We start from the raw sequence: 20,362 nt of genomic DNA on the forward strand, positions 1-20,362 counted from the left end.
TATCAAATTTTTCAAAACCATAGTGAAGCCTATTTCCATTCCATTATCTTTATTGCTCTCAAATTGTGTGGTTATTACATTGAAAGTGAAGTGAGCGTTGCAACAGGCAGAATTGATGCCGTTCTTACCTACGAAAACAGAATTTATCTCTTTGAGTTCAAACTTGACCAAAATGCCTCTATCGCCCTTGAACAAATCCAAAACAAAGATTATTTCAAAAAATACCTCCACGCAGGCAAAGAATTGTACCTTGTAGGTATCAATTTCAGCAGTGCAAAAAAGGAAATTGAAGAGTGTATCGTTGAAAAAATTTGAGGTAACACTGAAATAATGTTACCTCTGAATTGGTTAAAAAGCAGGTTGTTCGGGCTTATTTTGTAAAATATCTTCAATTTTTTGCATAACTTCTTCGTTTAAAATATTTTGAGCCACTTCAATCGCTTTCAAATTTTCTTGCAACTGACTTGCTTTGGAAGCTCCTAAAATTGCCGTACTCACAAAATGAGGCTTTATTACCCAAGCGATTGCCAAAGTAGGCATAGCTACCCCCAATTCGCTGGCAAGTGCTGAAAGTTTTTTTACTTTTTCAATGCGTTCGGCAACTAATTCCCTATTTTTGAGCCATTCCATACCTTCCATTCCCAAGCGAGTATCCGCAGGAAAGCCATCATTATACTTACCTGTAAGAATTCCTGAAGCTAAAGGCGACCAAATCGTAGTACCCAAACCAATGTTTTTGTAAAGTTGAGCATATTCTACTTCTACTCGGTGGCGATGAAACATATTGTATTGAGGTTGCTCCATTGTAGGCGGAATAAGATTGTACTGCCTTGCAATGCCATAAGCCTCCTGAATTTCTTGTGCCGACCACTCGGAAGTCCCCCAATACAAAACTTTTCCCTGACGAATAAGGTCATTCATTGCCCAAACGGTTTCTTCAATAGGCGTATTTTTATCAGGTCTGTGGCAAAAATATAAATCCAAATATTCTACCTGCAAGCGTTTGAGAGCGGCGTGGCAAGCCTCAAAAACGTGTTTTCGGCTCAATCCTGTTTGATTAGGCAACTTTCCGCCTGCTCCAAAAAAAACTTTACTAGAAACCACAAAAGTATCTCTGCTCCACCCCATTTTTTTCAAAATATGCCCCATCACAATTTCAGATTGCCCACGAGCATAGATTTCGGCATTATCAAAAAAATTGACACCGTTCTCATAGGCTATTTTCATTAGCTCTTCGGCTGTATTGTCTGCAATTTGCTTACCAAAAGTAAGCCAAGAACCAAAAGAAAGGACGCTTACTTGCAGTCCTGATTTACCAAGTCTTCTATATTCCATAGGTTTTTACGTTTTTTCTAAAAAAACGAATAAATGCCATTTTAGTTGCTGTAAAAGAAATTTTTTTCTGATTGGAAACTAAAAACGAATTAAAAACGTTTAACAGCAAATTCGTTCTAAACGTTTCAAACCTAAACCTATTTGTTTATGTTCAAGAAAATAGCTTTGTTTGGTCTTTTGTTTTCATTGGGAGCTTGCACAACGATACACGTGCATAACAAAGGTGTTCCTCCCGGACACGCTAAAAAGGGAAAACACCACAAACATAACGAAGTAAGATACGAAATTAAAGAAAAGAAAAACGGCACAGAAATCAAAGTGAAAACTCGCTAAAAGCGTAAAACGAAATGCTGTTTTTCTTGTTTTTGTCTAAAAAAAATTAGTCCTACCCTAAACAAATCTATGCTGATGCCCACACGCGTATCAGCATAAATTTTTTCCCAAGCCCTTTTCATTTCCTCCGACCAATAAATATCATCAAAAGCTAATACACTATTTTCGTGGCATTTGGCAGATATTTGCTCAAAATAGCGAATAGTAGGCTCATAACGATGATTGGCATCTATAAAAGCAAAATCAACTTTTTCTATCTGAGAAAGCAAGCGTGGCAAGGTTTCATCAATATTGCCTTTTACAAGCTCAATATTTTGTAAATCAAGCATTTTGAAGTGCTTTTGAGCTATATCAGCAAGACTTTCCGCCCCTTCAAAAGTATAAATTTTGCCCCCCAAAGGCATTGCTTTGGCAAGGTATGCCGTAGTAATGCCCAAAGAAGTTCCCAAATCCAACACAATCTGAGGCTCTAAAAAATTCGTAAGCCTAAAAAGCATTTGAGCCACACGTGCAGGAAGCGAAGCCGTAGCAGTGATATGGCGAATAGATTTTTTCTTACTTACACCACTCTTTGAGCCTGCTCCAAAATCTTGTATTTCAATGTTTTCATCATTATCTAAAAGCAATTCTCGCAGTTTTTCAATTTCTCGGTAAGCGTAAAAATCAAATTCTTGATGTTTAATTACTTGGGTATAAAGCTCATACACAAAAGGCGAATGAAGGCTATGTTCGTTTTTAGCATTCCAAAAGTATTTCCAATAGGCTTTGATAGCTGTTTTCATTGCAAATAATTGCTTGATTGTGAGAGCAAAAATATTTTTTTTTCACAAAAAAAGCACTCATTATTTCTTTTTTTCAAAAGATTTTCTATTTTTGAAAGCAAGCAAATTGAACACCCGAATTCACCTAAAATTTACCAAAACTATGACTCCCGAAGAAGAAATTGAAATCTTGCAGGGCAAAAAAGACTTCAAAGAGCTATCTTTCCCTATACTTTTTTTGGAAGGTTTGCTCTACAGCCTGCTATCTTTTGCTTTGGTGATGATTTTATTTTATGTTTTCCAAAAAGTATTTCCACCTGATTTTCTGCTCAATACCGAATGGGTTGTAAGTATGAAATGGATTGGAGTAGTGCTAATTTCGTCTTTGGTTTTTGCTTTAAGCAAAATAACCAACGGAAAAGTAGCTTGGCAAGTATTTGTACGTACTTTGCTGGTTGGAGTAGTGTGCAGTGTTATTATCCTAATTGCCTTTTTTGCTCTGTTTCGTTTTATGATAAGCCTTGATGATATTATCATTGGCATTGTAAAAATCTACAATTGGCGTGTAGGCTCAGCCCATTTCAAAGAAATCTTGATAGCTTTTGGAGCGGTATTTTTAATGGCATACCCCATTTTATTTATGTCTGTAAAATACACCCTGCATCGCATTTTTTGGACTGATGAGGACGAACTGCTCCTGCCCGACTAAATTCTAAAACCAACTACCAAAATATCATCTGTCTGTTCATTGATGTAACCACGCCAAGTTTCGTGTAGTTCGTTCAGATAGAGCCTTTGGTATTCCAAGGGCTTATGATAATTGAGTCTGAGTTTTTCTTTGAAATGAACCGTAAGGAATTTGGTATCATATTCCCCACCGAATTGGTCTGTAAAGCCATCTGATGACATATAGAAAACGTCATTTTCGGAGTAAATAAGCCTATGCTCTTCAAAATGCTTTTCTATAATACTGCTCCCCCCTATACCAAAACGACTTCCTTTGATTTCTTGCACTCCCTCTTCGTTGGCAATAAAAAGCGGTCTTTTAGCCCCTGCAAAGTTTATTTCATTACTCTCCTTATCAATTCTACACAAGGCTATATCCATTCCATCGCTGATAATATCTGCTTTGAAGCCACTTTCTTTTTGCAAAGTTTTATGCAATTCTTTGTCTAATTTTTTCAAAATTTCAGCGGGAGCGAAAGTATAATCTTCTTTGATAATTCTATTGAGCAAATCATTGCCGATAACGGTCATAAACGCCCCGGGAATGCCGTGTCCTGTACAATCGGCAACGGCTAAAAAGAGATATTGATTGACTTCGGCAAACCAATAAAAATCGCCACTCAAAATTTCTTTGGGCTTGTAAAGAATCATAAAATCGCGAAAATGTGGCTTGATAACTTCAACCGAAGGTAAAAGTGCTTCTTGAATACGTTTGGTATAATAAACACTATCAATCAATTCGGCATAAGCACGATTGAGTTCATCATTTTGGGTTTGCAAAAGCTCTTTTTGCAAGAGCAAATCTTTATTTTGCCTGTCGTAATCTTCATAAAGTTTCAAAAGTTCATTATTTTTCTTTTCAATCAGTTCTTGCTGTTGGGCTAATACTTGGTTATATTTCTCCATTTTTTCAGTTTTCAAAAAATTTCGTTTGCTGATATTTTTGAGAATACTTACATAAAAGCGAATAAGGTATATCACAAAGCCCAGATGCACTAAATAGACGACCGTATGAAAGAATAGGTTATTATCCTTGACAGCAGAAGGGAACTTGTAATCGGCATATTCTAAAAAGGCAAAAGTAAAAATGGTAAATACAATCAGAATTGTCCATAATACCCCTAAAAAATTGCCTGCATACAAAAAGGCAATAATACCTGCTACCAAAAAAGAAGAAATAACAGGCGAGTAAATCCCGCCTGTTTCTATGGTAGCCACCAATACCAAAAGAAAAGCCAAAAAGCTCAAAATATTGCCAAAAATAACCACAGGTAGCTCCTTTTTGAAAGCAAACAAACTCGCTACGAGCAGTGCTACACAAATAAAATTGGTAAGCAATGTATTGGGCAATTCCAGATAAATATTGGCGGGTAATAATAAAACCAAGAAAGTCAGAGCTATCAGGCTGGCTTCTACAATATTCTCTGCCTTTTTATAGAGCAGAACATCTGTTTTATGACTTTCGGGAACAAAGTAATTTTTGAGACGATGAAAAAGTTCTTGCATCAAGATTCGGGCATTAAAGTTATTTTCAAAATCTTAAAACGACTTTGCTTCTTGTCGTAATAAAATTTTTGTAGCACATCAAAAATATCATTTCCTCTGAACCACGAAACTTGAACTTTGGCGTTGTGTTTGGTATCAATCCACTCAATTTCATAGCTTTCCTGGTTCTTTTTGAACTCGGTGATATAGGCAATCATATCTTCCAAAATAGCTATCTTGTTATGACCTTTCGTAGAATGGAAAAGGAATTTTTGGTTATGCTCCCGATTGATAGTGATAAGGTCTAACTTGATGAGTGGTGTTTTGGCATCTTGCTTATCGGGTACGATGTTGTAATCAAAGTAAATTTGTGTATCGTTGAGTAGCTCACGAATCTGGTTTTCCAATTCAATTTCTTTCAGTAATATTTCAGCAGGTTGCTGAATGGCATTGTGTCTATTTTCCATATCTTTTTCAGTATTGTACGCAAGTAAAAAAAAACGAGAAAAAAAAACAAATTTTTTTGTTTTTTTACAAAGATGAGAGTTTAAGTTTTGCGTATTTTTTCAAAAATTTATCAAGCCAGCGAAACAATTTGCCTGATTTTTTTGTAATTTTTTTATAGGCTGTATAAATTTTTCAAGAATTTTTGTATTTTTGTTTCCGAACACCAAACAACGCTTTTTTTATGGTAGCAGAAATTTCAACCAAAAACGAATTGTTACAAGAAATTGCTAAATCTGTGAGGGATTTTGCCAACTTACATATTCGCCCCAATGTAATGGAATGGGACGAGAGCCAAACTTTCCCTGTGGAAATCTTCAGAAAATTGGGCGAACTGGGGCTAATGGGCGTGCTTGTACCTGAACAATACGGAGGGGCAGGTTTAGGCTACAAAGAATATGTAACAGCCATTGTAGAACTTTCCAAAGTAGATCCTTCCATTGGGCTTTCTATGGCGGCACACAATTCGCTTTGTACCAATCATATTCTAATGTTTGGCAACGAAGAGCAAAAAGCCAAATATTTGCCCAAATTGGCAACAGGTGAATGGATTGGAGCTTGGGGACTTACAGAACCTAATACAGGCTCCGATGCCAGCAATATGCGTACTACCGCCGTACAAGACGGAGATTACTATATCATCAATGGTGCAAAAAATTTCATCACTCACGGCAAAACAGGTAATGTTGCTGTGGTAGTTACACGCACAGGCGAGCCTCGTACCTCTAAAAACTCTACGGCTTTTATCATTGAGCGGGGTACGCCGGGATTTTATGCAGGAAAAAAAGAAAACAAACTCGGTATGCGTGCCTCTGAAACCGCTGAGCTTGTTTTTGACAATGTACGCGTACATAAAAGCCAAATGCTAGGCAATGTGGGCGAAGGTTTTCATCAGGCTATGAAAATTTTGGACGGAGGACGTATTTCTATTGCCGCTCTTTCCTTGGGCATTGCCATTGGGGCTTACGAAGCCGCTGTACAATATGCCAAAGAAAGACAGCAGTTCGGACAACCCATAGGCAAATTTCAAGCAATTGCCTTCAAACTTGCCGAAATGGCTACTGAAATTGAAGCCGCTAAATTACTTACTTATCAAGCCGCCCAGCTCAAAGATGAAGGTTTGCCTGTAACGCAAGCCGCCGCAATGGCAAAATATTATGCCTCCGAAACTTGTGTAAAAGTTTCCAACGAAGCCGTGCAAATATTCGGCGGATATGGATATACCAAAGATTTTCCCGTAGAAAAGTTTTACAGAGATTCCAAATTATGCACTATTGGCGAAGGAACTACCGAAATTCAGAAACTTGTAATTTCTCGTAATATTTTGGAATTGAAGTAGTGCTAACAAAAAATCTATCAGCGGCTACATCAAAAAATAAAAGATTGTAGCCGCTAATTTATTTCTCCAATTTGCTCTACTATCTCATTAAAAAGAGGCAGTAGCTCATTACGATATTCCTCTAACGAATAGCCTTCTTGCCTGCAAATTTCTAAAAGCACTTCTTGCGGATAAATTTCACGCAAATCATAGTCGGTGTATTTCTTTATCCAATTACCTGCATTTTCTCTGTTTTGCAATTCAATTTTGTATGATAGGCTCTCAATGCAAGCGTTTTCTTGTAAAGTTTTTTCTAATATTTGTTTGGCACTGGGGTCAGGATTTTGTAAAATCACCTGAATTTCTGCCCAAAGTGTTGGGAAAGTATTCGGCTTTTCATTTATATCTTTTATTTTATTGCAAACTTCCTGCAAAGTTCCGCTAATGCGAATAAGTTTGCGATAAAGAGCGGTAGGAACATCAATAGCAATGATATTCTGCGGCTTTTTGCCTTCAAAATCTATGAGTAAAACATATTTTTTGTCATTTCTTTCGCTAAAACTCAAAGGCAAAGGCGAGCCTGAATAACGAATGTAGTCTTTGCCGCCTACTATCTGGGAGCGATGCAAATGCCCCAGAGCTACATAATCAAAAAGTGAGGGGAATACCGTAGCAGGAACTTTGCCCAAATTGCCCGAATAAATCATTTTTTCGGCTTTATTTTCCTCATTTTCTTCGGAATGATGCGAGCAACCTTGTGCAAACAAATGCCCTGTGGCAATTAGAGGAATATTCATTTCCGCATATCCTCTTTGCTTCATAATTTGAGCCATTTGGGTATAATGATTGTAAATAGACTCGGCAATAGCCCTGTCGCGTGTTTCATTATCCATAGCTACTTGGTTGTAGCGAATGTCTTTATCTCTAAGAAATGGTACAGCGGCAACTACTGCTTGCAGTTCATTTTCCTCGTTCCGAATTTCAATAATATCGTGTTCTTTGTTTTCACTCGCCCCTCCTATAATATGCAGGCGTAGAAGTTTTGCTAATTCTTGGGGGGCATTGAGGCTATGAATGGAATCGTGATTGCCCCCTACAATAATAGCGTGATTGCAAGGAGTTTCTCTTACCAGTTTAGCGAGAAACTGATAATACTGCTCCAATGCTTTCTGCGGCGGACTGGCAACATCAAAAATATCACCTGCCACAATCAGGACATCAACTTTTTCTTTTCGGATAAGCTCTATAAGCCAATTCAAGAAGTTCTGAAACTCATCAAAACGTTCTCTGTCGTAGAGTTTTTGCCCTAAATGCCAGTCGGCGGTGTGTAAAATTCTCATACGAGTTATTTGCTTAACTCCCTGATGTCTAAAATAACTTTTTCTGTAAGGTTATCTGCTGTTTGCTGGGTATCCGCCTCGGCATAAATGCGAATAATAGGCTCGGTATTGCTTTTACGCAAATGCACCCAAGCATTGTCAAAATTTACCTTCAAGCCATCAATGGTGGAAATATCAAATTTGGCGTATTTGCGTTGCATTTTTTCCAAAATTTCATCAACATTGATACTTTCGGAAAGCTCAATTTTATTTTTAGACATATAAAACTTGGGATAAGTAGCTCGAAGGATACTTGCAGACTTTCCAAATTTGGCTAAATGCGAAAGGAACAAGGCTATTCCTACAAGAGCATCACGTCCATAGTGCAAGGTAGGGTAAATTACTCCACCATTGCCTTCGCCTCCTATTACGGCTTTGGTTTGTTTCATTACGCTTACTACATTCACCTCTCCTACTGCGGAAGCAAAATGCGTTTGTCCGTGCTTTTCTGTAATAATACGCAAGGCTTGCGTAGAGGAAAGATTAGAAACGGTATTGCCTTTCTGATGTTTAAGCACATAATCGGCAACAGCCACTAAGGTATATTCCTCCCCAAAAGGTTCGCCATTATCACAAATAAAAGCAAGTCTATCTACATCAGGATCTACGGCTATGCCCAAGTCAAAGTTTCCTCTTTCTATTTCTTTGGAAAACTGAATAAGATGTTCGGGCAAAGGCTCAGGATTATGAGCAAAATGCCCCGTAGGTTCGCAGTTGAACTCTGCAATTTGAATAACGCCTAAGGCTTTTAGCAAAGCAGGTACCGCTATGCCTCCTACCGAATTGACGGCATCGACGGCTATCTTAAAGTTTTTCTGACGAATTGCCTCAACATCAACCAATGGCAAAGCCAAAATTTTCTCAATGTGTTTCTGCAAATAGCTATCATTTTGCGAGTAGCTACCCAATTTTTTTACTTCTGCAAATTCAAATTCGCCTTTTTGGGCAATTTCAAGGACTTCTTCACCGTCTTTTGCCGAAATAAACTCGCCACAACTATTAAGTAGTTTGAGAGCGTTCCATTGTAAAGGATTATGGCTGGCAGTAAGAATAATACCACCCATAGCCCCCTCTTCGGGTACTGCGATTTCTACGGTGGGAGTAGTAGCCATCCCTAAATCTACTACATCAATGCCCAAGCCTTGCAAGGTAGCCGAAACCAGTTGCGAAAGCATAAGCCCCGAAAGGCGAGCATCTCTGCCAATGACTACTTTATTTTTTTCCGTGTTTTTGCTTTTCAGCCAGGTACCAAAAGCCGCCGTAAAGCGAACAATATCCACAGGAGTAAGGTTTTCGCCTGCCTTACCACCAATAGTTCCACGTATGCCCGAAATAGATTGAATGAGTGTCATTTTGTTTAGAATAGTGTTGTTTTACAAAATATAATGGCTCAAATCTTTATTTTTTACCAAATGATTTAGTTTTTCGCTTACCATTGAAGCAGTAACGCTAATTTTTGCAGGCGGCTGAATGGTGTCTGGAATTTCAAAGAGAAAATCATTCAAAAGGGTACTCATTACGGTTTGCAAACGGCGAGCTCCAATGTTTTCAACTTCCGAATTGATTTGAAAGGCGATTTCAGCTATTTTTTCAAGAGCTTCGTCTTCAAAAGCCAGTTCTACGCCTTCTGCCATAAGCAAAGCTTCGTATTGCTTTGTAAGGGCATTGCGAGGCTCTTTGAGAATATGATAAAAATCGTCTTTGGTAAGAGCTTGCAATTCTACCCGAATAGGAAAACGCCCCTGCAATTCGGGAATGAGGTCAGAAGGTTTGGAAACGTGAAAAGCCCCCGCCGCAATGAACAAAATATGGTCGGTTTTTACTACACCATATTTGGTATTGACAGCACTACCTTCCACAATGGGGAGTAAATCTCTTTGTACGCCTTCTCGGCTCACATCAGGACCTTGCTTTGAGCCAGAGGAGGCAATTTTATCAATTTCATCAATAAAAATAATCCCTGCATTTTCAGCCCTGCGGATAGCTTCTTCTTTTACCTCGTCCATATCAATCATTTTGGAAGTTTCTTCTTCCAAAAGAATTTTCTTAGCTTCGGCAATCGTAACTTTTCGTTTTTTGGTTTTGGTAGGCATAAAGTTAGAAAGCATTTCTTGCAGGTTCATCATAGAAACTTCGTCTATGCCCGAACCCAAAACCCCCACATTAGAAATAGTTTGTTTTATATCAATTTCAATTTTTCGGTGGTCAAGTTCGCCATTGCGAATTTTTTCTCTGAAACGCTCACGCGTACGCTCATTGAGTTCTACTTCATCATTTTTTTCCAAATTGAACCCAACTCCCTCACCAATAGGCTTTCTGACAGGTGGAATGAGAGCATCTAAAATGATTTCCTCTACCGCTTCTATGGCTTTTTGCTTAACTTCTTCTTGTTTTTGTTGTTTTACCATACCCACCGCTTGCTCCACCAAATCCCTGACCATACTTTCTACATCTCTACCCACATAACCCACTTCTGTAAATTTAGATGCCTCAACTTTTACAAAAGGGGCATCGGCGAGTTTTGCCAAACGGCGAGCGATTTCGGTTTTTCCAACACCCGTTGAGCCTATCATCAGGATATTGTTAGGGATAATTTCGTTTTGAATTTCAGCAGGCGAGTTCATTCTACGCCAGCGGTTACGAAGGGCAATTGCTACATTCTTTTTGGCTTCTTTTTGTCCAATGATGTATTTATCTAATTCTGCTACAATCTGTTGGGGTGTGAGATGTTCTCGGTTCATAGTTCATTTTTGTAAAATAGAGGGCAAATTTAGGGATTTTTTGAATTAGGTACGTAATTTATGCTGTAAAAAATGCCACATCACAATTCCTGCACTTACTGCCACATTGAGGGAGTGCTTTGTTCCAAATTGTGGAATTTCCAAAGCCAAGTCTGTCAGTTCTATTGCCTCAGGACTTACGCCAAAAACTTCATTTCCAAAAATTAAAGCATACTTTTTTTGAGGTTCTACACTAAATTTCTCCAAAGAAATGCTTTCGTCTGTTTGCTCTACGCTGACGATAACATAATTTTGGCTTTTTAAGTTTAATAAAAGTTCCTTAATTTGCTCATAGTATTCCCAAACTACGGTTTCGGTAGCCCCCAAAGCTGTTTTTTGAATTTCTCGGTTGGGGGGTGTTCCTGTAATGCCACAGAGGTAAATCTTTTCAACGGCAAAAGCATCGGCAGTACGAAAAAAAGAACCTACATTATGCAGGCTACGGATATTATCTAAAATCAGCACCCAAGGGTTTTTGGGTAAAGTCTGAAACTGCTCACTGCTCACTCTTTGAATTTCTGAGGTTTCTAATTTTTTCATAGCAAAATCCTCCAAAATTTGTGAAAACTATTGCACCTAAAAAATAGCCACTTCTTGTAGTGTCCTGAAACATTGCCAAGCCTTTCCACTTTCAAGACTTTCTTTTGCCATTTCCCAACATTCTGAAAGTGTTTTATGCGGATGGGCTGTCTGTAAAGCCATTGAAGCATTGGCAAGTACCACATTTTTTTGAGCTTCGGTAGCTTGATTTTGCAGTACATTCAAGAAAATTTGTGCCGATTCTTCTATGGTTTCACCGCCGAAAATTTCCTCTTGCCGAATAGTTTTAGCAAAAACATTTGGCGATAAAATTTGTTCTTGATTGCGTGCATAAACCTTACAATCGGCAGTGAGAGAAATCTCGTCATAACCATCAAGGCTGTGAATAATGCTGAAATTCTTATCCGTTTTTTGGTACAAATACGCATAAAGCCGAGCCAGCTCCAAATTGAAAACCCCCACCATTTGGTTTTTCGGAAAAGCAGGATTTACCATCGGTCCGAGCATATTGAAAAAAGTTTTTACGCCCAAATCTTTACGGATAGGTGCAACATTTTTCATTGCGGGGTGAAAAAGTGGAGCGTGTAAAATGCAAATATTTGCCTTTTCCAACTGCTTTTCAAGCAAAGTTTTTTCATTCGTAAATTTTATTCCAAAATATTCCAAAATATTAGAGCTTCCGCACAAAGACGAAACCCCATAATTGCCGTGTTTGGCAACTGCCTGCCCCGTCCCCGCTACCACAAAAGAAGCAAGCGTAGAAATATTGAAAGTATCTTTGCCATCTCCGCCTGTACCGCAGAGGTCTATGGGATTGTAATGGTTCAAATCTAAGCCTATACAAAGGTCTAACATTGCATCGCGAAAACCTTCCAGCTCTTCTACCGTGATGCTTCTCATCAGATACACCGTCATAAAGGCGGAAATTTGAGCATTGTTATATTTGCCTTGGGCAATATTTTTGAGTATTTCTTGGGCTTGCTCTTTGGAAAGCGTTTTGTGTTCAAATAGCTGTAAAAGAATTTCTTTCATTGCAAAATCTTTGAAAAATTTGCCAAAGGTACAGAAAAATTGTAAATTAGCCCAAAAAACTATTCCAATGGGTAAAATTATCAAATGGACTTTTCGCATATTCTTGATAGTTTTGGCTATCCGTATCTTTGCCCCCGAAAGTGCCATCTATCAGGCAATAGCACCTATTACAGAACCAATTTTTGAGGGAATTTTGGAGAGCTTATCGGAGTTTGTGAATGATGATAATACACAGAACGCTGTTCAGGAATTGAAAAATGAACGCAAAAATCAGGTAGAGGTTATTGAAGAAAAACCTGAAAATCAGGAAAATAATAGTAGTTTTGAAGATTTCAGCCAAGTACAAGAGTTTGATGCCTTACTTCCTTGCCAAAGTCGCATACGGCACGTTACGCACCTACACGAATGGAATACCCCCAGTAACGTTTATTACAAAGCCAAATTCACTATTCTACCTCGTGAGGCTTGTGAGTCGGAAAGTTTTAGAGAGCAAATGCCTGAACCCATTTCCGATGGTTCTACCAAAGATTACTATGGCAAAGTATATTTGCAACTTATCAAAGAATGTCGCCCTAAGCTGGATAGAATTATCCGTACCTATGAAAAAATTGGCAAAAAGTACCAACTAAATTACCGTCAGTTTGCCGAAATGGTAATGGCTTCGGTACAGGAAATTCCCTATGTGCTAGTGCATCCCGAAACTTGCTACAAAGCCAAGCAATGGGGCGGTTTTATGAGTACCTATCACGAAGAAGGCAAAGAATGTTTGCCTGAAATTCGTTTTGGTCTGACCTCTCCTACCGAATTTTTGTATAATTTCAAAGGTGATTGCGACACCAGAACGGTATTTCTTTATACTATTCTTGCTCATTTTGGCTATGATGTTGCTATTTTTGTAAGTAATACACACTGCCTTTTGGGCATACATCTACCGAATGTTTATGGCGACTATCTCACTTACAAAGGCAAAAAATACTTTTTTTGGGAAACTACTGCCAAAGGTTTTGTGCCCGGTGTATTGCCTAATGAATTCAAAAATGACTTTTGGAATATCGCTCTCGTAAAACCGCAATCATAAAGTTTGAAATTTACCCCCTCAAACCTCTTAACTACTGAAGTTTTTATATGCCTACATTACGCCGTTTAGCTTCTGATACTGTTTGGTACGGGTTGAGTAACATTATCAGTCGTTTTGCTAATTATTTGCTTACCCCTATTCATACGAAAATCTTTTTGCCACAAGAATACGGCATTATCGGCGATTTGTACGTTTATGTAGCTTTTCTGAATGTGATTTATACTTTTGGTACAGAAACCTCTTATTTTCGCTATGCTGGCGATATGGGTGAGCAAAAAATTTACAACCAAAATTTCACCTCCCTGATTTTATACAGCACCCTTTTTTCAGGATTGATAATTCTTTTTGCCTCTCCTATTGCAGATGCTTTGGAATATCCGGGCAAAGAGAAATACATTGTGTATTTGGGCTTACTAATGGCAGTAGATACGCTTTTGAGCTTGCCTTTTGCTCGCTTACGTTGGCTCAAAAAACCTCGCTTGTTTGCTTTTGCCAAATTTTTCAACATTGGTTTATACATTCTGCTGAACGTATTTTTTTTATGGTTTTGCAAAGACGTAGCCGAAGGCAAATACCTAAATTTTCTGCAAGATTTTATGCTTGCTTGGTTCAATCCGAAAGATTTGGTAGGCTATGTATTTCTTGCTCAGTTGCTTGCCAATGCCCCACTTCTTTGGCTTTTGCGTAAAGAAATTTGGAACTACCAGCCTACTTGGGATAAAGATTTAGCCAAAAGAGTATTTCAGTACAGCTACCCGCTCGTGATTTTGGGTTTAGCAGGTACGCTCAATACCACCGCCGATAGGTTTTTTATTAAAAACTACTTGCCCGATAGTTTCGGTAATCAGCAACATATCTTGGGCGTGTATTTTGCGTGTATCAAGTTTTCGGTGTTTATTTTGGTGCTAATTCAAGGGTATAGGTATGCGGCAGAACCCTTTTTCTTTGCCAAAGCCAAAGACAAAAATGCCCCCGAATTGCTTGCCAAAGCTATGGAATACTTTGTAGCAGTAGCTTGCCTTTCGGTAATTTTGGTAAGCCTGAACACCGATTGGCTAAAATACCTACTTCTGCGTAATAGAGCCTACGACGAAGGGCTTATCATTGTTCCTACTTTTCTTTTTGCTAATCTTTTCTTGGGTATTTACTACAACCTTACGGCTTGGTTCAAAATAGCGGATAAAACACAATACGGCACCTACATTTCACTGATTGGAGCAGTAATTACCATTATTGGTAATTTGGGTTGGCTTCCTGTACTGGGTATTTTAGGCTCGGCAGTAGCGAGCTTGGTAACTTATAGCTCTATGACCTTTCTTTGCTATTATTGGGGGCAAAAATTTTATCCTGTGCCTTATCGGGTATGGGTAATTTTAGGCTACGTGGCTCTTTCTGCTTTTTTGGTATGGTGGGGAAATAGTTTTTCCTTTGAAAACGCTTGGCTGAATATTTTAGTAAAAAACCTTCTGCTTGTGCCTTTTGTAGGAGCAGTTTTGCTCGTAGAATGGCAAAACCTGAAAAAGCTAAAAATATTCCGATAATGCTGAATATCTTGTTTCTTGCGTCCTTTTCCGAACTTTTAAGAATAAACTAACGTTTGCTTTTTGCAGATAGAAGCTATTTATGGAAAAGAAAGATATTCGCAGTTTGAAGCTGGAAGATTTGCAAAACTTTTTGGCAGAGCAAAAAGAACCTCTTTTTCGTGGCAAACAGATTTATGAATGGCTTTGGCAAAAAAAAGCTGAAACCTTTGAGCAAATGACCAATTTGCCCACTGCCTTACGAAATTTGCTTCAAGAAAATTTTGCTATTCATAAAATTTCGGTGCATCAGCGGCAAATAAGCCAAGATGGCACTATCAAATACTCTTTCAAGCTATTTGATAATCGTTTGGTAGAGGGGGTTCTGATTCCCACTGCTACGCGTATGACAGCCTGCATCTCTTCGCAAGTAGGTTGCTCGCTGGATTGCAAGTTTTGTGCCACAGGCTATATGAAGCGAGAGCGTAATCTTGAACCTTATGAAATCTACGAACAAGTAGTAACCATTGCCCAAGAAGCTGAAAGTTTTTATCAAAAACCCCTCACCAATATTGTTTTTATGGGAATGGGTGAGCCACTGCTCAACTATCAAAATGTACTCAAAGCCATTGATAAAATCACTTCTCCCGAAGGTTTGGGAATGTCTTACAAGAGGATTACACTTTCTACGGCAGGCGTAGCCAAAATGATTATGAAACTGGCTGATGATGGCTTCAAGTGCAATTTGGCTCTTTCACTTCACGCCGCAAATGACGAAAAACGTAGCCAAATTATGTCTATCAACGATACCAACCGCCTCCATATCTTACGCGATGCTCTCAAATATTATTTTGCCAAAACCAAAAACCCTGTAACTTACGAATACATTGTTTTTCAAGACTTCAACGATACCCTACAAGATGCCGAAGAACTCTACCGCTTTACCAAGCACGTTCCTTCCAAAGTGAATATCATTGAGTATAATCCTATTAGCGAAGCGGGCTTTGTAAATACTGATAGCTCTCGTTTAGAGCGTTTTGTGGCTTATTTGCGTGAGCGAGGCGTGGTAGTCAAGATTCGCAAGAGCCGAGGGAAAGATATTGATGCGGCTTGCGGTCAGCTTGCAGGGAAAAATTAAGATACCTCCTCTGTTTGTAATTGCTTTTCGTACAATTCTCGGTAAATACCTTTCTGAGCGAGCAGGGTTTCGTGTGAGCCTTGCTCTACAATTTCGCCTTTATCTAACACTATGATTTTATCGGCAAGTTTGGCAGAAGATACCCGATGCGAAATGATGATAGTGGTGCGATTTTGCATAATTTCCTGCAACTGACGCAAAATAGCATTTTCCGTTTTGGTATCTACCGCCGAAAGGCAATCATCAAGCAATAGAATGGTAGGATTTTTAATCAATGCTCTTGCAATAGAAACCCGCTGTTTCTGCCCTCCTGAAAGTGTAATGCCCCTCTCCCCTACAATGGTTTGAAACTTCTGAGGAAATTGCATAATATTTTCATATACATCAGCCCAACGAGCCGCCTGCTCAATTTCTTGGTCAGTGGCATTGGGCATGCCAAAAGCAATATTATTGCGAATGGTATCTGAAAAAAGAAAAACATCTTGGGGGACATACCCTATCTGGCTTCGCAAGTGCGAAACTTCGTATGCTTCAATAGGAACATTATCAATAAAAATTTTACCTCCTGTAGCATCATACAATCGGCAGAGCAAATTGGCTATGGTTGTTTTACCCGAGCCTGTACTGCCCAAAATAGCAAGCGATTCGTTGGGTTTTACTTCAAAACTAACATTTTTAAGAGCCTCAATCCCTGTATTGGTGTAAGTAAGCGACACATTTTCAAAAACAATATGCCCCCGAATAGACCTGCGAATATTTTGCGATGAAACAATATCCGTTTTTACCGCCAAAAATTCATTGATACGCCTCTGTGAAACTGCCGCTTTCTGAATAATACTGGCTATCCAGCCCAGCGAAGTTACAGGCCAAATCATCATATTCAGATACAGCACAAATTCGGCGATATTTCCTTTCGTGAGCCTGCCTGCAATCACTTCCAAACCACCCACATATACCACCAAAATATTACTCAAGCCAATCAGAACAAGTACCAAAGGGTAAAAAAGTGCTTCTACTTTTACCAAACGAAGCGATTGTTTCCGATAGCGTTCTGTTTCCTTTGAAAATTGTTTTTCAGAGTCTTTTTCTCTGGCAAAGGCTTTCAGCACTCGTATCCCCGAAAAAGCCTCTTGTACAAAAGAAGAAAGCGAAGATAGACTTTTCTGAATTTGCTCTGAACGGCTATTGATAAGATTATTTACAAAATAAATGCTTACGGAAAGAATTGGCAGAGGTATTAGCGTGTAAAGAGTGAGTTTGTAATCTACGGCAAACATATAGGGTATTACCATTGCAAAAACCGCAATTAGGTTGATGCCATACATAATGCCAGGTCCTAGATACATTCTCACTTGGCTCACATCTTCCGAGATACGAGCCATTAGGTCGCCTGTTTGGTTCTGACGATAAAAATTGAGTGGTAAAGTTTGGTAATGCCTGTAAATTTCATCTTTCAAATCGTATTCAATAAAACGCGACATTACAATCAGGGTTTGGCGAACCAAAAACAGAAAAAAACCTCGCAATAGTGCCATTACCAGAATAATAACACCATAAATGAGAATATTGAAAGTGAAAATTTTTTCTACCGCCTGTTGACTTTCAAAACCTTTGAACAGAAAGTACCAATCTATGGTTTCTTCCACAGCATTGAAGGCATAACGCACCACTTGGGCAGGTAAAATGAGGAAAAAGTTGGAAATAATTGTGAATAGTATGCCAAGAATTAGCAGGTGTTTGTATTTGTAAAGATATTTGTTGAGGTAGCGTAAAGAGTTCATCAGATTTCGCTAAAAACCAAAAAATTATACACAATGCGTCAATATCACGTTAAAGATGATATTGACGCTTTCTTCTTGCCAAATAACGCTTCAAAGCAAGACTTTGTTTTATTCATAATAGTTTTTTACTACAAAACCTTGCTGTTTGATGGCTAAATCTTTACGGAACAGCTCTAAATCGGCTTGTACCATATCTTTCACAAGGTCTTGAAGGCTATGTTTAGGCTTCCAGCCAAGTAATTTTTCAGCTTTGGTGGCATCGCCTATGAGCAAATCCACTTCCGTAGGACGGAAATAACGTTTATCTACGGCTATTACCTCACTGCCTACTGCAACAGGAAATTCAGGATTACGAGATTCTGATACAATACCTACTTCCTCTACCCCCGTACCTCTGAACTCTAAACTGATACCTACCTCTTCAAAAGCCATACGAGCAAAGTCGCGTACCGAAGTCGTTTTGCCTGTGGCAATCACGAAATCTTCGGGGGTATGATGTTGAAGAATCATATACATTGCTTCTACGTAATCTTTGGCGTGTCCCCAATCGCGTTTGGCGTCCAGATTGCCTAAATAGATTTTATCTTGCAAACCCAAAGCAATACGAGCCACTCCACGCGTTATTTTACGAGTAACAAAAGTTTCACCTCGCAAAGGTGATTCGTGGTTGAAAAGAATGCCATTGCAAGCAAACATATTGTAAGCCTCACGATAATTCACCGTTATCCAGTAGGCATACAATTTGGCTACTGCATAAGGAGAACGAGGATAAAAAGGTGTTTTTTCGCTTTGTGGAATTTCCTGCACCTTGCCATACAGTTCGGAAGTAGAGGCTTGGTAAATTTTGGTTTTTTCGGTAAGTCCTAAAATACGTACTGCTTCCAAAATGCGTAAAGTACCCAAAGCATCTACATCAGCAGAATATTCGGGCTCATCAAAACTCACTTTTACGTGAGACATTGCCCCCAAATTGTAAATTTCATCGGGTTGCACCTGTTGAATGATACGAATAATATTAGTAGAATCAGCCAAATCGCCGTAGTGTAAGTAAAGTCTAAGGTTTTTTTCGTGAGGGTCTTGGTAAATATCATCAATTCTTTCGGTATTGATAAGCGAGCTACGGCGTTTGATGCCGTGAACTTCGTAACCTTTGCTTAAAAGAAAACGGGTAAGATACGCTCCGTCTTGTCCGGTGATACCTGTAATAAGGGCTTTTTTCATAAGATTTTTTTTCAATGCTTTTGCAAAATTAAAAAATTTACCTAACTTTGAATAGTTTGGAAAGAAATTTGCTCACACTTATCAAAACTATTGTTGCAATTATGAAAAGATACACTCTGATTTTTAGCTTGGGACTGCTTATGGCTATTGTAGCGAGCAATGCCATCTATGCCCAACCCGAACCGCTTAAATCTGCTGAAGTTATGCCCGAACCCGTAGGCGGCTTGAAGGCTTTTTACGATTACATCAAATCCAATCTCAAATATCCCGAAGAAGCACGAGCCAAAAACATTCAAGGACGCGTACACGTAACTTTTGTAGTAGAACCCGATGGCTCACTGACCAACATACAAGTTACAAAAGGCTTGGGCGGAGGTTGTGATGAAGAGGCTATTCGTCTTATCAAAAATGCCCCCAAATGGCAACCGGGCAAGCAGAATGGCGTGCCTGTACGTGTAGAAGTAACAAGACCTATCACTTTTGAATTAAAATAATTCAATGCAAAGCCATAGAAATTAACATAATTACAGCCTCTCTTACTTCAAGAGGATTATTTGCATTTATAGGTAAAAAAGGAACTTCACAAGGTATTAGCTCCATAATAGCAGGCAAGGATAAACTGCCTTCTAAATCCATTTTTGTTACACAAACTATATACGGAAAAGCAGAATATTTCTGACAAAAATAATCAATTATAGACTTTGTTTCAAAAATAGAATCCACACGAGATGCATCAGCTAAAAAAATAACCCCAAAAGTATTATCCATAAGAACATCCCACATAAATTGAAATCTTTTCTGACCTGGTGTAGCATAAATATGCAAAAGTAAGTCTTCATCAATTCGTAACATTCCAAAATCCATAGCAACCGTAGTATATTCTTTAAGCTGTTTAGTAGCTTCTTCCGTAACAAATTCATCGGTCGTTATGGGTTCTATATCACTGATAGCTTTCACGAAGGTCGTTTTTCCAGACCCTACATCTCCTGAAATAAGCAATTTGAGTATCATTTACTTTGCATTTTTTGTAATTTAGATAATAATTTTTCTAAGCTACTCTTAAATGGGTTAGAACTTAAAACTTGTTCTGATGAGTTATCTAATTTATTCATAGGTTGAAGTAACTTTAAATAACCCGTAAAAATTAAATTAAAAACTATTCGTTGCAGTCCCTCCTCTTTTTTATACTTATACATATTCAAAAAGTCTTTGAATTTTTTATCTCCTTTACTAAAAAAAGAAACTGCCAATGTGCTTTCTAAAAAATTGGCACTATTTGCAGAAAGTAAATATAATTTTTGATTAGTTGCTTGTAAATAGTTTTCCTTTACATAGAGGTTGTTTAGGATTTATTTTTTTTGATAATTCTTCGGATAAAAATGACCATAAAGGATAAAATTAACAAATTTACCCACGTATCTACTCTGGTTT

At 38.4% G+C, this 20,362-nt stretch carries 20 protein-coding genes; 8 read left to right on the forward strand and 12 right to left on the reverse strand.

The window, feature by feature from the left end:
* On the forward strand, window positions 1-315 hold a 315-nt coding region (locus ACWITO_RS04615; RefSeq protein WP_448528839.1), incomplete at its 5' end, for a PD-(D/E)XK nuclease domain-containing protein.
* 33 nt (window positions 316-348) lie between these two features.
* Here the strand turns inward: ACWITO_RS04615 and ACWITO_RS04620 are convergent.
* A complete protein-coding gene (locus ACWITO_RS04620; RefSeq protein ID WP_448528840.1) occupies window positions 349-1,335 on the reverse strand; it encodes a potassium channel beta subunit family protein in 987 nt (328 codons plus the stop codon).
* A gap of 147 nt (window positions 1,336-1,482) precedes the next feature.
* Here ACWITO_RS04620 and ACWITO_RS04625 point away from each other — a divergent pair, with 147 nt between their 5' ends.
* Window positions 1,483-1,668, forward strand: a complete 186-nt coding sequence (locus ACWITO_RS04625; RefSeq protein WP_448528841.1) for a hypothetical protein — start codon at window positions 1,483-1,485, stop codon at window positions 1,666-1,668.
* Here ACWITO_RS04625 and ACWITO_RS04630 read toward each other — a convergent pair.
* Window positions 1,665-2,450: an O-methyltransferase gene (locus ACWITO_RS04630; RefSeq protein ID WP_448528842.1), complete on the reverse strand. Its 786-nt coding sequence runs from the start codon at window positions 2,448-2,450 to the stop codon at window positions 1,665-1,667. The two genes, ACWITO_RS04625 and ACWITO_RS04630, sit on opposite strands and share 4 nt — an antisense overlap.
* A gap of 142 nt (window positions 2,451-2,592) precedes the next feature.
* Here ACWITO_RS04630 and ACWITO_RS04635 point away from each other — a divergent pair, with 142 nt between their 5' ends.
* Window positions 2,593-3,138 carry a hypothetical protein gene (locus ACWITO_RS04635; protein WP_448528843.1) on the forward strand — a complete coding sequence of 182 codons (546 nt, stop codon included), beginning with the start codon at window positions 2,593-2,595 and terminating at the stop codon, window positions 3,136-3,138.
* Here ACWITO_RS04635 and ACWITO_RS04640 read toward each other — a convergent pair.
* Both ACWITO_RS04640 and ACWITO_RS04645 read right to left on the reverse strand, forming a co-directional pair.
* On the reverse strand, window positions 3,135-4,661 hold the full coding sequence (locus tag ACWITO_RS04640; protein WP_448528844.1) for a SpoIIE family protein phosphatase: 1,527 nt from the start codon (window positions 4,659-4,661) through the stop codon (window positions 3,135-3,137). The two genes, ACWITO_RS04635 and ACWITO_RS04640, sit on opposite strands and share 4 nt — an antisense overlap.
* Window positions 4,661-5,107, reverse strand: a complete 447-nt coding sequence (locus ACWITO_RS04645; RefSeq protein WP_101359370.1) for a hypothetical protein — start codon at window positions 5,105-5,107, stop codon at window positions 4,661-4,663. Before ACWITO_RS04645 ends, ACWITO_RS04640 begins: the two co-directional genes overlap by 1 nt.
* Before the next feature lie 221 nt (window positions 5,108-5,328).
* On the opposite strand from ACWITO_RS04645, the gene ACWITO_RS04650 reads away from it, so the two are divergent.
* On the forward strand, window positions 5,329-6,483 hold the full coding sequence (locus ACWITO_RS04650) for an acyl-CoA dehydrogenase family protein (RefSeq protein WP_448528845.1): 1,155 nt from the start codon (window positions 5,329-5,331) through the stop codon (window positions 6,481-6,483).
* Window positions 6,484-6,536: 53 nt separating this feature from the next.
* Here ACWITO_RS04650 and sbcD read toward each other — a convergent pair whose 3' ends face one another.
* The 5 genes from sbcD to trpD are packed head-to-tail and all read right to left on the reverse strand — an operon-like array spanning window position 6,537 to window position 12,193.
* The gene (sbcD, locus tag ACWITO_RS04655) at window positions 6,537-7,802 is read right to left on the reverse strand and encodes an exonuclease subunit SbcD (RefSeq protein WP_448528846.1); all 1,266 of its coding nucleotides are present in this window, start codon (window positions 7,800-7,802) and stop codon (window positions 6,537-6,539) included.
* Window positions 7,803-7,807: 5 nt separating this feature from the next.
* Window positions 7,808-9,193 (reverse strand): phosphoglucosamine mutase, encoded by a 1,386-nt coding sequence (glmM, locus tag ACWITO_RS04660; RefSeq protein ID WP_448528847.1) that lies wholly within the window; start codon window positions 9,191-9,193, stop codon window positions 7,808-7,810.
* A 21-nt stretch (window positions 9,194-9,214) separates the two neighbouring features.
* The gene (gene hslU, locus ACWITO_RS04665; RefSeq protein ID WP_448528848.1) at window positions 9,215-10,582 is read right to left on the reverse strand and encodes an ATP-dependent protease ATPase subunit HslU; all 1,368 of its coding nucleotides are present in this window, start codon (window positions 10,580-10,582) and stop codon (window positions 9,215-9,217) included.
* Between the two features lie 45 nt (window positions 10,583-10,627).
* On the reverse strand, window positions 10,628-11,161 hold the full coding sequence (locus tag ACWITO_RS04670) for an RNA methyltransferase (RefSeq protein ID WP_448528849.1): 534 nt from the start codon (window positions 11,159-11,161) through the stop codon (window positions 10,628-10,630).
* Window positions 11,162-11,197: 36 nt separating this feature from the next.
* Window positions 11,198-12,193, reverse strand: coding sequence for an anthranilate phosphoribosyltransferase (trpD, locus tag ACWITO_RS04675; RefSeq protein ID WP_448528857.1), 996 nt, complete (start codon window positions 12,191-12,193; stop codon window positions 11,198-11,200).
* Window positions 12,194-12,260: 67 nt separating this feature from the next.
* Between trpD and ACWITO_RS04680 the strand changes: the two genes are divergently transcribed.
* The 3 genes from ACWITO_RS04680 to rlmN all read left to right on the forward strand — a co-directional run bounded on the left by ACWITO_RS04680 (window position 12,261) and on the right by rlmN (window position 15,929).
* A complete protein-coding gene (locus tag ACWITO_RS04680; RefSeq protein WP_448528850.1) occupies window positions 12,261-13,271 on the forward strand; it encodes a hypothetical protein in 1,011 nt (336 codons plus the stop codon).
* Window positions 13,272-13,318: 47 nt separating this feature from the next.
* Window positions 13,319-14,812 carry a lipopolysaccharide biosynthesis protein gene (locus tag ACWITO_RS04685; RefSeq protein WP_448528851.1) on the forward strand — a complete coding sequence of 498 codons (1,494 nt, stop codon included), beginning with the start codon at window positions 13,319-13,321 and terminating at the stop codon, window positions 14,810-14,812.
* An 82-nt stretch (window positions 14,813-14,894) separates the two neighbouring features.
* Complete coding sequence (gene rlmN, locus ACWITO_RS04690; RefSeq protein WP_448528852.1) at window positions 14,895-15,929, forward strand: 23S rRNA (adenine(2503)-C(2))-methyltransferase RlmN; 1,035 nt, start codon at window positions 14,895-14,897, stop codon at window positions 15,927-15,929.
* Here rlmN and ACWITO_RS04695 read toward each other — a convergent pair.
* Window positions 15,926-17,710: an ABC transporter ATP-binding protein gene (locus ACWITO_RS04695; protein WP_448528853.1), complete on the reverse strand. Its 1,785-nt coding sequence runs from the start codon at window positions 17,708-17,710 to the stop codon at window positions 15,926-15,928. The genes rlmN and ACWITO_RS04695 overlap by 4 nt on opposite strands.
* Window positions 17,711-17,818: 108 nt before the next feature.
* Entirely contained in the window at window positions 17,819-18,931 is a 1,113-nt protein-coding gene (gene gmd / locus ACWITO_RS04700) for a GDP-mannose 4,6-dehydratase (protein WP_448528854.1), read from the reverse strand.
* Window positions 18,932-19,032: 101 nt separating this feature from the next.
* Here gmd and ACWITO_RS04705 point away from each other — a divergent pair, with 101 nt between their 5' ends.
* Complete coding sequence (locus ACWITO_RS04705; RefSeq protein ID WP_448528855.1) at window positions 19,033-19,425, forward strand: energy transducer TonB; 393 nt, start codon at window positions 19,033-19,035, stop codon at window positions 19,423-19,425.
* A 1-nt stretch (window position 19,426) separates the two neighbouring features.
* Here ACWITO_RS04705 and ACWITO_RS04710 read toward each other — a convergent pair whose 3' ends face one another.
* Window positions 19,427-19,942, reverse strand: a complete 516-nt coding sequence (locus ACWITO_RS04710) for a GTP-binding protein (RefSeq protein ID WP_448528856.1) — start codon at window positions 19,940-19,942, stop codon at window positions 19,427-19,429.
* Between the last annotated feature and the right edge of the window lie 420 nt (window positions 19,943-20,362).

The sequence above is a fragment of the Raineya sp. genome (genome assembly GCF_053497555.1).